10 protein-coding genes are annotated in these 14,021 nt (G+C 31.6%); 6 read left to right on the top strand and 4 right to left on the bottom strand.

Annotation, left to right across the window (positions count from 1 at the left end; translation table 11 throughout):
• Positions 1 to 11: 11 nt before the first annotated feature.
• Positions 12 to 1,268 carry an efflux RND transporter periplasmic adaptor subunit gene (locus tag CQA53_RS07945; RefSeq protein WP_115543476.1) on the top strand — a complete coding sequence of 419 codons (1,257 nt, stop codon included), beginning with the start codon at positions 12 to 14 and terminating at the stop codon, positions 1,266 to 1,268.
• 391 nt (positions 1,269 to 1,659) lie between these two features.
• Positions 1,660 to 2,853, top strand: a complete 1,194-nt coding sequence (locus CQA53_RS07940; protein ID WP_115543475.1) for a replication-associated recombination protein A — start codon at positions 1,660 to 1,662, stop codon at positions 2,851 to 2,853.
• Between the two features lie 89 nt (positions 2,854 to 2,942).
• Here the strand turns inward: CQA53_RS07940 and CQA53_RS07935 are convergent, their stop codons facing one another.
• Both CQA53_RS07935 and CQA53_RS07930 read right to left on the bottom strand, forming a co-directional pair.
• Positions 2,943 to 3,584 carry a hypothetical protein gene (locus CQA53_RS07935; protein WP_115543474.1) on the bottom strand — a complete coding sequence of 214 codons (642 nt, stop codon included), beginning with the start codon at positions 3,582 to 3,584 and terminating at the stop codon, positions 2,943 to 2,945.
• A gap of 144 nt (positions 3,585 to 3,728) precedes the next feature.
• A complete protein-coding gene (locus CQA53_RS07930) occupies positions 3,729 to 4,673 on the bottom strand; it encodes a methylenetetrahydrofolate reductase (RefSeq protein WP_115543473.1) in 945 nt (314 codons plus the stop codon).
• A 598-nt stretch (positions 4,674 to 5,271) separates the two neighbouring features.
• Here CQA53_RS07930 and acs point away from each other — a divergent pair.
• The gene (gene acs, locus CQA53_RS07925) at positions 5,272 to 7,266 is read left to right on the top strand and encodes an acetate--CoA ligase (RefSeq protein ID WP_115543472.1); all 1,995 of its coding nucleotides are present in this window, start codon (positions 5,272 to 5,274) and stop codon (positions 7,264 to 7,266) included.
• A 99-nt stretch (positions 7,267 to 7,365) separates the two neighbouring features.
• Complete coding sequence (locus tag CQA53_RS07920) at positions 7,366 to 9,447, top strand: DUF262 and DUF1524 domain-containing protein (RefSeq protein WP_115543471.1); 2,082 nt, start codon at positions 7,366 to 7,368, stop codon at positions 9,445 to 9,447.
• Between the two features lie 265 nt (positions 9,448 to 9,712).
• Here the strand turns inward: CQA53_RS07920 and radA are convergent, their stop codons facing one another.
• Together radA and CQA53_RS07910 are read right to left on the bottom strand one after the other, a co-directional pair.
• Positions 9,713 to 11,155: a DNA repair protein RadA gene (gene radA, locus CQA53_RS07915; protein ID WP_115543470.1), complete on the bottom strand. Its 1,443-nt coding sequence runs from the start codon at positions 11,153 to 11,155 to the stop codon at positions 9,713 to 9,715.
• Between the two features lie 55 nt (positions 11,156 to 11,210).
• On the bottom strand, positions 11,211 to 11,894 hold the full coding sequence (locus tag CQA53_RS07910; protein WP_115543469.1) for a hypothetical protein: 684 nt from the start codon (positions 11,892 to 11,894) through the stop codon (positions 11,211 to 11,213).
• A gap of 242 nt (positions 11,895 to 12,136) precedes the next feature.
• On the opposite strand from CQA53_RS07910, the gene CQA53_RS07905 reads away from it, so the two are divergent.
• Together CQA53_RS07905 and fliR are read left to right on the top strand one after the other, a co-directional pair.
• Positions 12,137 to 13,018: a hypothetical protein gene (locus CQA53_RS07905; RefSeq protein ID WP_115543468.1), complete on the top strand. Its 882-nt coding sequence runs from the start codon at positions 12,137 to 12,139 to the stop codon at positions 13,016 to 13,018.
• Between the two features lie 17 nt (positions 13,019 to 13,035).
• Positions 13,036 to 13,812 carry a flagellar biosynthetic protein FliR gene (gene fliR, locus CQA53_RS07900; RefSeq protein WP_115543467.1) on the top strand — a complete coding sequence of 259 codons (777 nt, stop codon included), beginning with the start codon at positions 13,036 to 13,038 and terminating at the stop codon, positions 13,810 to 13,812.
• The last annotated feature ends 209 nt before the right edge of the window (positions 13,813 to 14,021 follow it).

Raw genomic sequence — 14,021 nt, 5'->3', positions numbered from 1 at the left:
AAAGGATAAATATGCCAACAAGCCAAGAAATTTATAAAGTCATTACACCTAATAATAAAAAAACAAGCATTATTTTAATAGCTCTATTTTTTGTCATCATTATTATTGCTTCGCTTTTTTTCTTCCTTGCGCGGAATAATAATGAGATACACTATGAGACAATTAATCCCGTAATTGGTGATATTACACAAACTATTTCTGCCACAGGCACACTCTCCCCAACAAATGAAGTCGAAGTTGGTAGTCAAATTTCTGGCAATATTTATAAACTTTATGTAGAAGTTAATGATGTTGTGAAAAAGGGGCAGATTCTCGCAGAAATTAATCCAAACAAATTAAATCAGACACTTGCAGGCTATCAGGCACAATTACAATCTGCTCTTGCTAATCTTGATTCTTCTAAAGTAACACTTGAACAAAAAAAATGGATATATGCTCAACAAAAAAAGCTTTATGAAGCAACAAATGGGCGATTGCCATCTCAACTCGATCTTCAAACCGCAAAAATGGAATACCTTTCCTCCCAAGCAGATGTTAAAATCAAGCAAGCAAGTGTAAATCAGATTCAAACAAGTTTGCAAGCTTCAAAAATAGATTTGCAAAATTCTATTATTAGGAGTCCGATTGATGGTATTATTTTAGAAAGAAGCATTAGTTTAGGGCAGACAGTTGCTGCAAATTTTCAAACACCAACTCTTTTTAAACTTGCTGAAAACTTGAAAGAAATGAATCTTGTCGTAAATATTTCAGAATCTGATATTGGCAAAGTAAAAACAGGACAAGATGTTTCATTTAGCGTTGATGCATATCCTAATCAAGAATTTCATGCCAAAGTTGATCGTGTGAATTTTGCCTCTACCACAACAGATAATATCACAAGCTATGAAACGAAAATTTATGTTGACAATGAAAATCTTTTGCTAAAGCCGGGCATGAATGCAACCGCATCTATTAAAGTTGCTAGCAATAAAGACGCCATGCTTGTGCCAATTGCAGCAATTTTTTATACCCCCGAACAAAACCAACCAAAGGCTACTCAAAAGAAAAATTCAAATCCTCTTATGGTAAGATCAGCAATGCGTCCAAAAAAAGAGAAAATGATAAACAAAACCACACAGGGATATACACAAGGAGAGGTTTGGGTATTAGAAAATAATGAACCAAAAGCTATATCTGTTGTTATTAGAATTTCAGATTCTAAAATGGTGGCAATACAATCAAGTGAATTAACAACAAACACTCAAGTAATCATAGATTCCAAATATTAGATTAAAAGATTTTTGAATAAAATAAACATTTCAATCAACTGATAAATGGGAAACACTATAATTTTATATGCTATTTTACCTGATTAATAAGAAAAATTGAAGTATATCACACTCAATATATTCTAAGGATTCTAAACAACTAGAATAAAAATACAAGTAAGGATATAGAAAATATTGTATAATCACAGTGCAAGATATTTATTTTTCGCTCAAATTCTACCATATATGTATGAAATCTTTATATTTTAATGTGCTAAGGAACTACAAAAAAGTAGATAATAGATTGAGATGATTGCTAATTCGAAAATTTAGGGCATCTATAATAATAATATCGTTCCAATAAAATATGTTATAATCGTGCAAGAAAGTAAAATCTCTATTAAGGATTTTTATGCGTAATATCGCTTGGGAATTTCGTCCCAAAACGCTTGAAGATTTTGTGGGACAACAACACTTACTTGGCAAAAATGCACCTTTAAGAATCATTTTACAAAAAAGTATCCAAAATAATCATGTTCTGCCAAATCTCATCTTTTTTGGACCACCTGGTAGCGGCAAAACAAGTCTTGCAAACATTATTGCGACAAATCTTCAAGGAATATTTTTAAATTTTAATGCAACAAATTTTAAACTTGATATATTAAAAAAAGAGCTTGAAAAATACCAACACACACTGACAAAACCTCTTGTATTTGTTGATGAGATACACAGATTAAATATTGCACAACAAGAATTTCTTTTGCCAATTTTAGAGCAAGGGATTATTAGATTTATTGGTGCAAGCACTGAAAATCCATTTTTTACATTAAGCCCTGCTTTGAGAAGCCGAAGCTTTTTATTTGAATTTCGGTATCCAGAACGCAATGATCTTGAGATTCTATATAATCGCGTGATTACAAAATATCCACCAAAGCATGATTTTATGGAAATAAAAAATTGGCTTTTGGATAATCACACTGGGGATACAAGAGCATTTCTCAATATACTTGATGTTGCACTTGATATAGATTCTATCATGCAAGTTAAAAAAGAATCATTGGAAAAAATGCTTCAAAATTCACAAGGTGCAAAATCACAAGACACACATTATGATTACATTTCTGCCTTGATAAAATCTATTCGTGGTAGTGATGAAAATGCAGCAATATATTATTTAGCTTGTTTGATACAGGCAGGAGAAAATCCAGAATTTATTGCACGAAGATTGGTAATTCTAGCAAGTGAAGATATTGGCAATGCAAATCCTAATGCCCTCAATCTTGCAACAAGCACAATGCTTAGTGTGGCAAAAATTGGCTATCCGGAAGCTCGAATAATCCTTTCACAATGTGTCATTTATCTTGCTTCTTCTCCCAAAAGTAATTGTGCATATCTTGCAATAAATAATGCCCTTGATGATACAAAAAAGCGTATGGATGATGTGCCAAGTCATATTAAAACACATGCGAAAGATTATAAATATCCGCATGATTTTGGTGGGTTTGTTCAGCAAATATATCATATTGGTAAACAATATGTGCATTTTAAGGGTATTGGTTTTGAGAAAACCTTACAAGAATGGCTTGAGAAAATCAAGAGGAAATAGTCTAAAGAACTTCTCTAAATTTGGTATTTAATTGCAATAAAAAGTTTTGTTAATATGCAAAATATTCTTTCAATCAATTCTTTATAAAATTATTTTTTTGTTTGATTGATAGTGTCATAAATTTTTTGAGAAAGCTCATTAAAGAGCGTTTCGATTTGTCCACTTAAATTTGGATCAATATTTTTTACAATTTCTTGCATTTTTTTTTGTTTAATTGCCTCAATTAATTCACTTTTTTGATATCCATTCTTGTTATTATCCAAAGATTCTAATGAAAGGTGGTTTGTAGAATTGTTTTGAAACATATCTACCGAATCATCTAAATGATGTTGATTGTTCGCAAACATTGCCTTATTATTAATCTGTGCATAATTAGAAGATATCTTATTCTTATGGGACTTTTTAAATTCATGTTCTTGTAGATTACGCATATCTTTCTGAAAAACTTCAGCTTGTTTTGCATTCACATGACTATAAAAATCATGCAACTGCGAAAACATCTCATACACATTACACGGTATTCGCAAGTCTGTGCCAATCATACAAATGGGCAAATAAGCATATTTCTCTTTTAAATTCGTAATATCGGTAATAATAAAATCAGCCTCATCAATCGCACTTAAATGCCCTTTCAAATAAAAACCAAGAGATAATGACAAAAAAACATTTTTACATGCTAAGTGAATCTTTACATCATCTTCAGCCAAACTTTGCGATTGTAGATTTTGCATATTCTGCCTTATTCTTTTATATTCTAGAATTGGTATTATAATATAATAATGCTTATTTTTAAATATGAAAAGCTAGAAAATATTTACATTATAGAATCTTTACATGCAAATATCAATCTTTGTGCAATCCAACTCATTGAGAAACTAAATGGTGTCTAAAATTTTTTTTGCATGTATTGTGTTATTATTGTTCATAAAATGAATTTTTGGATAGTTTTTATAAAGAATATTAAAAAGTTCTATACTCATTTCCATGCCCTTTTGGCGTTCATACTCAACACCTTTTGTTTGTGCTTTTTCAAGCACTTCAATCCATTTTGTTGGAATAAATACTCCGGGCAATTTATCATGTAAGAATACCGCACTTTTATAACGCACAACAGGAAAGAATCCTTGCATAAGGATACATCTTGAATTATGCCTTTCATTAAATTCTTCAAGCCATTCAAGCAACATATTTGTAACATTTACATCATAAATTGGTTGTGTAAAAAGAGCTAATGCTCCAGCTTTAATTTTAGATTCCATTTTATTTTTAAGAATCTCATATTTTTTTGCATACGAATTTATCACACTAAAGCCATAAAGTTTCTTGAGCGGTTCTTTGATAGGATTCTCATTCAAATCTTTTGCTTGATTCAAACAAGAAAGGATTTCCAAGATTCTTAGACTATTCCCCTCGAAAATAGCCTTTGCTTGTGGCTGATCACCGAGTTTAATAGGGTCCCCACTCAATGCAAGGAATATGCGAATATCAAAATCATTTAATCCCATTATTTCTGCACTTAGTGCGAGCGAATTACGATCTCGCATACTAATGGTGCAAATAAGCGGTTTATGTAGTTTTTGCTGCAACTTAATGCTTGCTAACCCCGAATTCTGTTTTAAAATTGCGAGTGGAGAATCTGTGCAAACAAAGCCATCAATGCTATTATGTGGTGATTGCATATCATGAAGTTTTACCTTTTGCACTTTTTCTACAAGTTTGACAACACTTCCGCTTTTCTCTGGACACAATTCATAGGTAATACACTTTTTTGAATAAATTTTTGTAATAAAATCTTCAACAATATGGGGACTTGTGAACATAAACTTACCTTGAAAATCGAAAAAGATATATTAAAATATTATAACATAAAAATAAAAATATGATATGTATTTATTAATTTTTATTTATTTTTAAGATTTTATAAGAAAAAAGTAATTGCTATCCAAAAGATACAAATAACAAAGCAACCTATAAAATAAGATTCTCTATAATGTTATAGTAGTGACAAAAAACCACCAATAGATTATTAACAAAATGTAAAGATGCTTTTCTTGGTGCTATACTTAAAACTTATCTTTTAACCTCACTATTTATTGAAATAATCAAATGGCACAAATCAATATGTTGTGATAATATAAACTTCTTTGTAAGATTTTTACTATACATTTCCTACGCAAATTATGATATTTCTACACAAAAATATCAATGGGTATATTTTGTAATTATATTCAAAAATAGTTATAGATTTTTCATATCATATATTGTTACTTTATAATATAATATACCTAATTTAACGAATAATATTGTTTATAAAAGTAACAATATATATTTATAATAATAAAATTTTAATGTTATTCTTTCATATTTATTATTTATATTCTATGATTGGTATAAATACCTCGATTAAAGGGACAAAATATGGATAATGTAAATGCAAATATAGAGAAAGTTCTTTCTCAAAAAATCTTTAAACCGAATCGTGATTTTGCTAAGTTGGCACGTATAAAGAACATGTGTGAATATGAAGATTTGTGTTACAATGCAGATTCTGATTATGAAAAATTTTGGGGTGATTTAGCAAGAGAGAAAATAAGTTGGTTTCATCCGTTTAATAAGGTATTAAACACAGAAAATGCACCTTTTTATAAATGGTTTGAAGGTGGTAAACTTAATGTTTCTTACCAATGTATTGATAGACACTTAAAAGAAAAAAAGAATAAGGTTGCTATAATTTTTGAAGGCGAAATGGGAGATTATAAAGTTGTTACTTATCGTAAGCTTTACACCGAAGTGAATAAAACTGCCAATCTGTTAAAAAACCATTTTGACATTCGCAAGGGGGATAGAGTAGTATTATATATGCCAATGATTCCTGAAGTTGCAATTGTTATGCTTGCGTGTGCAAGAATTGGTGCTATACATAGCGTTGTATTTGGAGGTTTTAGTCCAGAAGCATTGCGGGATAGAATCCAAGATGCAGAAGCAAAGCTTGTTGTAACTGCTGATGGTGCATTTAGAAAAGGGAAGCCATATATGTTAAAACCAGCTGTGGATAAGGCATTAGAAAATAATTCTTGTCCAAGTGTAAAGAAAGTGCTAATTGTTGAACGAAATGGGGAAGACATTGAATATGTGCGAGGACGAGATTTTTCATATAATGAAATGATAGCACATGAACGCAGTATTTTTGAACCAGAACCAATGGATTCCGAAGATCCCCTATTTTTACTCTATACAAGCGGTAGCACAGGTAAACCAAAAGGTGTGCAACATAGCAGTGCAGGATATATTTTGCACGCACAACTCACAATGGAATGGGTATTTGATATAAAAGATTCTGATAATTATTGGTGTACAGCTGATGTTGGTTGGATTACAGGACACACATATTTAATTTATGGTCCATTAGCATGTGGAGCAACAACACTTATTTATGAAGGAACTCTTGCCTACCCAAATTACGGGAGATGGTGGCAAATGATTGAAGAATATAAAATTGATAAATTTTACACTTCCCCAACAGCTATTCGTATGCTATATTCTCACGCTGAACATGAACCTCGCAATTATGATTTAAGTTCTTTAAAAGTGCTAGGAACCGTTGGTGAACCAATCAATCCAACTGCATGGAAATGGTTTTATGAAGAAATTGGTGGAGGGAGATGTTCCATTGTGGATACTTGGTGGCAAACAGAAACGGGGGGCAATATGATAACACCTCTTCCTGGTGCTACACCAATTAAACCCGGATGTGCCACTTTACCTCTTCCTGGAATCATTGCTGAAGTGTTGCATGAAGATGGCAGTAGGGTAGAGAATGGGGAACAAGGACTACTTTGTATAACAAAGCCTTGGCCATCTATGATACGCAATATATGGGGAGATTCCGAACGCTATATCGAAAGTTATTTCTCACAGGTAAAAAGAGATGGTATGCCAATTTATTTTTCTGGTGATGGTGCGATTATTGATGAAAAGGGATATATTACAATTACAGGACGCACTGATGATGTTGTAAATGTAAGTGGGCATAGAATTGGAACAGCAGAGATTGAATCTGCGATTACAAAACATGAAAGTGTTGCGGAAAGTGCATGTGTAAGCAAATTAGATCCTATTACTGGAGAAAGTTTGTTTGCTTATATCGTGTTACATGAAAATGTCCCTAGAAGTATGGGAGAAGAATTAGAAATTATGAAAGAAATCAATGGTATTCTCAGTAAAGAAATTGGAAATATTGCAAAGCTTGGAGCAGCATTATTCGTACCCGGCTTACCAAAAACACGAAGTGGAAAAATTATGCGCAGAATCTTGAAATCTATTGCAAGAGGAGAAGAAGTAAAACAAGACATAAGCACATTGGAAGATCCAAGCATTGTAGAGAAAATTGTAAAAATTGTAACTAATGTTTAATAAAATAGTAATGAAGCATTATAGATTTATCAATGCAATAAACTATCTATAAAGTCTCTTAAAATCAATAGCTATACACCACAAATCAAGGACTAGCTTATGAAAGCAAAAGAAACTGAATTACTAGAGTTTATGCGAACCGCACAGCAATTCATTATCCCCGTGTATCAAAGAATGTATAGCTGGGACATAAAACAATGCGAGCAATTATGGAATGATATTTTGCGGATTGGGAGCAATGCAAATATCAAGGCACATTTCGTAGGCTCTATTGTCTATATTCATGATGATATTTATTCTATTAGTGCGACAAAACCACTCTCAATCATTGATGGGCAACAAAGAATCACAACAATTACTTTGCTTTTGATTGCCTTGCATGAGATTCTTCATGATGAAGATGAGTTTATTGGTATTTCAAAGATTAAGATTCAAAATCAATATTTACTCAATCCCTATGAAAAAGCTGACACCAAATACAAACTCATACTCTCCCAAAACGATAAAGACACTCTCATCGCTATTATCGACACAAACAAACCAACTCCAAGTGAAGAATCCTTAAAAATAAAAGAAAATCTTAGATTTTTTAGAGAACAATTACAAAAGCATAAAAATGAAATAGAACAAATCTGCATAGGGTTGAATAAGCTTGTAATCGTAGATATTGCATTAAAAAGACCAGATGACAATCCACAGCTTATATTTGAGAGTATGAATTCCACAGGCAAGGCACTCTCTCAAGCTGATTTGATACGAAATTATATTTTGATGGGACTAGAATCACAGGAACAGACAAGGCTATATGAGAAATATTGGAGAGAGATTGAGAAGGAGTTTGGGCAAGAGCCTTATGAAAAATATTTTAATAATTTTATGAGAGATTATCTCACACTTAAGACAAGAAATATCCCAAATGAAAACAAAGTATATGAGGCTTTCAAGAAATATATCCAAGAAAATAAGATAGATACAGAATCTTTCTTGCAAGATTTAAAAGCGTATAGTGAATATTTTTGCAATATAGCTTTAGATAAAGAGAAAGATTCTAAACTACAAATTGCCTTTAGAGATTTAAGGGAGCTAAAAGTCGATGTTGCGTATCCATTTTTACTCGAGGTTTATGATGATTATAAAAATAATATCATACCAAAAGATGATTTTGAAAAAATTGTGCGTTTAGTAGAAAGTTTTGTATTTAGAAGAGCAGTTTGCAAACTACCGACAAATAGCTTAAATAAAATATTCCCAATCCTTACCAAAGATATAAATAAACAACACTATCTCCAAAATATAGAAGCAAAGATGTTGCAAAAATTAAAATCAAGATTCCCAAATGATACAGAATTTGAATCTGCTTTTATGACAAGAGATCTCTATAATTTCAACAAAAGAATGTTTTATCTGCGTAAGCTAGAAAATCACAAAAGAAAAGAGTTTGTCGATACGAGTGCCTATACAATCGAGCATATTATGCCACAAAATGAGAATCTCTCTCCACAATGGCAACAAGATTTAGGAGAAAACTATCAAGAGATACAAGAAAAATATCTTCACACACTTGGCAATCTCACGCTTACAGGCTATAACTCGGAATACAAAGACAAGCCATTCACAGAAAAGCGAGATATGCAAGGCGGATTTAAAGAAAGCCCACTTAGGCTCAATGAGGGATTAAGGCAAATTGAGATATGGAACGAGGAGGCTATCAAACAAAGAGCTAACAAATTAGCGAAAGAGGCGTTAGACATTTGGAGATGCCCAACACTGAGTAAAGAAATCCTTGAGAGCTACAAACCAAAAAATAAACTACAAGAAATCTACACGACAAAGGACAATCACCCATATTTGACACAAGGCAAGGTAAAAGAACTATTTGAGGCTTTAGAAAAAGAGATTTTGTTGCTAGATTCTAATATAACAAGAGAAGTATTAAAATTAAAAATTGCTTATAAATTAGATACAAATTTTGTAGATATTATCCCTAAAAAATCTAATTTGAAACTCACTTTGAATATAGATTTAGATGAGCTTGATGACCCAAAAGCAAAAGCTAGGGATATAAGTAATATTGGAAAATTGGGGACTGGTAACACCGAAGTAAAATTAGAGGATATAAATGAGATACCCTACATTATAACACTTGTGAGACAATCATTAGAGAAGCAGTTAGGTGAGTAAGATTGTATAGAACAACTATCAAAATCTAATTTATCAAGAATTAATGTTAGAAAGGTAAGTTCAAAAAGAGTGCAATAATATCTAAAAGAAAAAGCAACATAGCCTTGAAATGAAAATAAACGCATAAAGTAGGTTTTGATTGACTGTGATAATACATTTTTATGTCCCAATAATTTTGGAATGATGGGATATTTTTAAAGATTCTACCAACACTATTCAGATATGAAATAAAAAGAACTTATATTAGAATTCTTCTTGAATTACATTACATCCAATCAATAATCTTTGCGACCTCATCAACGGCTATACATTTGAGATTCCCCTTATAATTTTTAGGTATATTAGGCACAATTACATTTTTAAATCCAAAGCTTTCGAGTTCTTTTAATCGCATATCAAGCCCACCAACTTCTCGAATATCACCAATTAAACTTACCTCACCTAAAAATGCTGTGCTTGCTTTTAATGGACGATTTTTATAGCTTGATAAAATACTCGCAATAACTGCTAAATCCGCACTCGGCTCATTAATTTTTATTCCACCAGCAACATTAATAAAAACATCATGACGATGCAAGTGAATACCCAATTTCTTTTCAAGTAGTGCTAAAAGCATATTGAGACGATTGCTATCAAAACCATTTGAAAGCCTTTTTGACATACCAAATTCATTTTCACAAGTCAAAGCTTGAATCTCTACAACCAAACACCTACTCCCCTCCATAATCGCTACTGCCGCACTACCAGGCATATCTTTTTTTGCACTAAAAAATTTCTTTGTTGCTTCAGTCGCACTTACAAGCCCATCTGCACGCATTTCAAATATACCTATTTCACTTGTTGCACCAAAACGATTTTTAAATCCACGCAAGATTTTTAATTCATTATTTCGCTCACCTTCAAAATATAAAACACAATCTACCATGTGTTCTAATACACGAGGACCAGCTATTTGTCCATCTTTTGTAATATGTCCAATAATAAACATCGCAATATTGAGATTTTTTGCCATCCGCATAAGCTCAAAAGTTATCTCTCGAACTTGTGAAACAGAGCCTGGTGCAGCGTTAAGATTGGGCGAATAAAGTGTTTGTATAGAATCTATAATACATACTTCAAAGCGACCATTCAGCAAAGATTCTTTAATTTCTTCAATATTAATTTCACTCAACAAGTATAAATTAGGGCTAATGGCATTGCAACGACTTGCACGATTACGAATCTGACTAAGACTTTCTTCCCCACTCACATAAAGTACGCGTTTCGGGCTATATGTTTGGGGTTTTTGCACAATATGTAAATCACCATTATCTATAAAATCCTGTTCTTTTATATTATAAGAATCTTGTGCTAAGCCACCAGCAACCTTTAACAGCAAAGTAGATTTTCCCACGCCAGGACTTCCACCAATAAGGTATAATCCACCGTATACAATCCCACCGCCCAGAACAATATCGAGTTCATTTTGGGTGGAACTAAATCTATCGAGTATTTCTTCTTGAATTTGAGTAATAGGAATTGCTTTGGTAGCAATGTTTGTATTCAATCCAGCTTTTTTAGAATCTAACATAAGATAATTTACTTGTTCTTTTTTTAGTTCTACCAAACTTTCCCATGAAGCACAATTAGGACATTTGCCAACCCATTTGCTACTTTGCCAACCACAGTGCTGACATTCATAGAGGTTTGAAGTTTTTTGTTTTTTCATGAATATACCTTTGTATTTTTGTTCTTTAAATTAAAGATTTTTCAAAGGATTAATATCATTTAATAAATGCCACATTATCATAAATTATAACACTCTCACCTTGTTTTTCAAATACAATCTTACCAACAACATTCCCATTTTCATGTAATGATATAATGAGTAAATCCTGTGATTCCCATATATATTTTATTATTAAAATGTTTGTTCTCTTACTTTTAGTTTGGGTATCTTCTTTGGTTGAATCTCTCATTAAATGTGCACCCATAAGAGAATAGTCATTTGGACTAGCTTTTATTCTTTCTTGATATATTTCTTGTTGCCCATTTCGTGCAGTGTTATAGCTCTTTTTTATTTCATAATTTTGCACTTGATATATACTATCATCTTTCTTTGTTTCACTCTCCGCATCATTCATTGTTACTTGATATTCTTTATTTTCTGTGGGTAATGTTGGTAAGAGAAACTCTATAGAATCTGCTAACTCTAGCCTTGTTGCATAAGCTTTCTCAATATCAGTATTTGCAATCACATATTTTACAAATGTTAGTTCCGTTTGCGGATTCTCGCAACCATAGATGCAAATTCCTGCTCGACATGATTGCAAGATTTGGCATAAAGGTTGAACAACTGGGATTTCTTGTGTTTTTGTTTTTTTCTTGTTAGGTTGAGAATCTGCATAAACAAATATTCCAAAAATACATAAAAAGAAAAAATACTTTTTTAATTTATAGAATCTCATACTATGCTCCATATTTTCTTAAAATTATAAAGTATGTAAATGGATTTTCTCAACATTATTGAGATTTTTAATCAATTTTTAGTTTTTCTTCATAAAACTATTTTAGAAAAAGCTAAAAAATTATTAATAAATCAAAACATTTAAAAAAATAACCTATAAGATTCTCAAAAAAATATCAAGAAATACCTGAGACTAAATTTTATTTCAGTATAATATTCAGTATTTTTTATTAAGGATATATAATGTTAGTCAAAATTATTCAACATGGAATATTGTCAATTCTCCTTTTATGCTCATGCACAAATCTTCTTCATGCAAAAATAAATGCGAAACAACATGCAGAAAATATCACACAAAGCTTAGGTGAAGCAAAATGTCAAGGCAATGATTCAAAAGCAACTTGCACACTTAATCGCATGTATAATGATGATGCAATTACAAATATAAAATTTATCGTAGCAAGTGAAGAGAAAAGTATAAGTTATGTATTATCTGGTGATATAACGCCTCGCAACATTGGGGAAGAAAATAAATATAAAGATTTATTTCCAAAAAAATTCTTATGTAACACAGCCCTAAATCTTAACACACCCAGATTATTAAATAAGTATGAATGTGCTTTAAATACTGATACCTATACCCTTAAAACAAATGGTAATATTCAAACACAATCCAAAACTTTTAATGGGAAAGATTTAGAAACCATACTAAAAGATATTGAAAAGATGGTTGATTGGGAATTCTTATTTGAACAATTTGTATTTGAAATCAACGCCCCTAAAATTGGTGATAAAGTCTTTATGCTACTAAAAGAAAACGATGCTGAACTCACAAAACAGCTATACAGCGCGAATATTAACGCATTTATAGCCGTACTCCCAACAATACTTTTACGAAACTCCGAAATAAAAGCACAAACAACTGAGGGTATTTTAAAAGTTGCAAGTGGAATTGGTGAGATTTTAACCTCCAATAAGCAATATGCAAAAATTATTCTCAAGCGAAAAAATGCGACAACAATGACTCTATCAGAATTATATGCCATTGTAAATGATATTAGCATGAACCCACAAGTCGCACTTCGTTATCTTAATGATTATGATATTAACATAACAACGCGTTAAAATATACAGAGATTATTATGCTAGATTTTTTACCCCATATTACAAATGCAAATGTTATGGCTTTCCTCATGCTCCTATTGCGTTTTGGTGGGATCTTGGCATTTTTCCCTTTCTTTGATAATCAACTCATTCCTGTAAGTGTACGTGTTGCACTTGCATTTATTCTTGCTGTTGTTTTTATGCCTATGGTAAAAGATGTTGTTGTTTATGAAAGTTTAACAACTTTTATGATTGCTGGTGCGTTTGAGCTTATGCTTGGCTTTACTTGTGGATTAATTTTGCAATTAGTATTTTCCTCAATTATTTTTGCTGGGGATTTAGCAAGCTTTGCTATGGGGCTAACAATGGCGAGTGCTTATGACCCAATGAGTGGCTCAACAAAACCAATTGTCTCACAAGTTATTGTATTTCTTTCAATCCTCATGGCACTACATTTTAATTTTCATTACCTCTTGCTTGATATTATCGCCCATACAATCAATGATACTCCACTTGGAGGATTTTTGCTTAGTGATGATATGGTAAAATATTTTATTAAAGCTTTTGCTAATATGATTGTGGTTGGATTCTCTATGGCATTTCCTATCATTGCTGTTTTGTTGCTTTCTGATATTATTTTTGGCATGATTATGAAAACGCATCCGCAATTTAATTTGCTTGTAATTGGTTTCCCTGTAAAAATTGCCGTTGCACTCATGATACTTGCGGTTATCACACCGGGTATCATCAATGTATTTCGTCATGATTTAAGCGAAGCAATGAAAGTATTGTGGAAAGTTCTAAGTGGAAATTAATGCAAGATGTATAATGAAGTCTAGCAATAATTCTCAACAATAATTGATTTTTGTGTAAAATCTCATCAAACATTATTTCATTACAATCAAATTCCTCTATTTTTCTGTATAATTCCTCTACCATATTAGATTAGATTTTTAAGGCAATTCATGCTCTTTAACTCATTTCAATTTATATTTATCTTTTTACCTCTTACTTTTATTGGATA

The organism is Helicobacter didelphidarum (genome assembly GCF_003364195.1).
GTDB classification, from domain to species: domain Bacteria; phylum Campylobacterota; class Campylobacteria; order Campylobacterales; family Helicobacteraceae; genus Helicobacter_A; species Helicobacter_A didelphidarum.
The sequence above is the reverse complement of the archived record's forward strand: the minus strand, read 5'-3'. Positions and strand labels throughout refer to the sequence as shown.

What these genes read in the sequence shown, in the direction of transcription:
- CQA53_RS07945 (WP_115543476.1), top strand. Translation starts at nt 12, where the DNA reads ATGCCAACAAGCCAAGAAATTTATAAAGTCATTACACCTAATAATAAA.
- CQA53_RS07940 (WP_115543475.1), top strand. Translation starts at nt 1,660, where the DNA reads ATGCGTAATATCGCTTGGGAATTTCGTCCCAAAACGCTTGAAGATTTT.
- CQA53_RS07935 (WP_115543474.1), bottom strand. Translation starts at nt 3,584, where the DNA reads ATGCAAAATCTACAATCGCAAAGTTTGGCTGAAGATGATGTAAAGATT.
- CQA53_RS07930 (WP_115543473.1), bottom strand. Translation starts at nt 4,673, where the DNA reads ATGTTCACAAGTCCCCATATTGTTGAAGATTTTATTACAAAAATTTAT.
- acs (WP_115543472.1), top strand. Translation starts at nt 5,272, where the DNA reads ATGGATAATGTAAATGCAAATATAGAGAAAGTTCTTTCTCAAAAAATC.
- CQA53_RS07920 (WP_115543471.1), top strand. Translation starts at nt 7,366, where the DNA reads ATGAAAGCAAAAGAAACTGAATTACTAGAGTTTATGCGAACCGCACAG.
- radA (WP_115543470.1), bottom strand. Translation starts at nt 11,155, where the DNA reads ATGAAAAAACAAAAAACTTCAAACCTCTATGAATGTCAGCACTGTGGT.
- CQA53_RS07910 (WP_115543469.1), bottom strand. Translation starts at nt 11,894, where the DNA reads ATGAGATTCTATAAATTAAAAAAGTATTTTTTCTTTTTATGTATTTTT.
- CQA53_RS07905 (WP_115543468.1), top strand. Translation starts at nt 12,137, where the DNA reads ATGTTAGTCAAAATTATTCAACATGGAATATTGTCAATTCTCCTTTTA.
- fliR (WP_115543467.1), top strand. Translation starts at nt 13,036, where the DNA reads ATGCTAGATTTTTTACCCCATATTACAAATGCAAATGTTATGGCTTTC.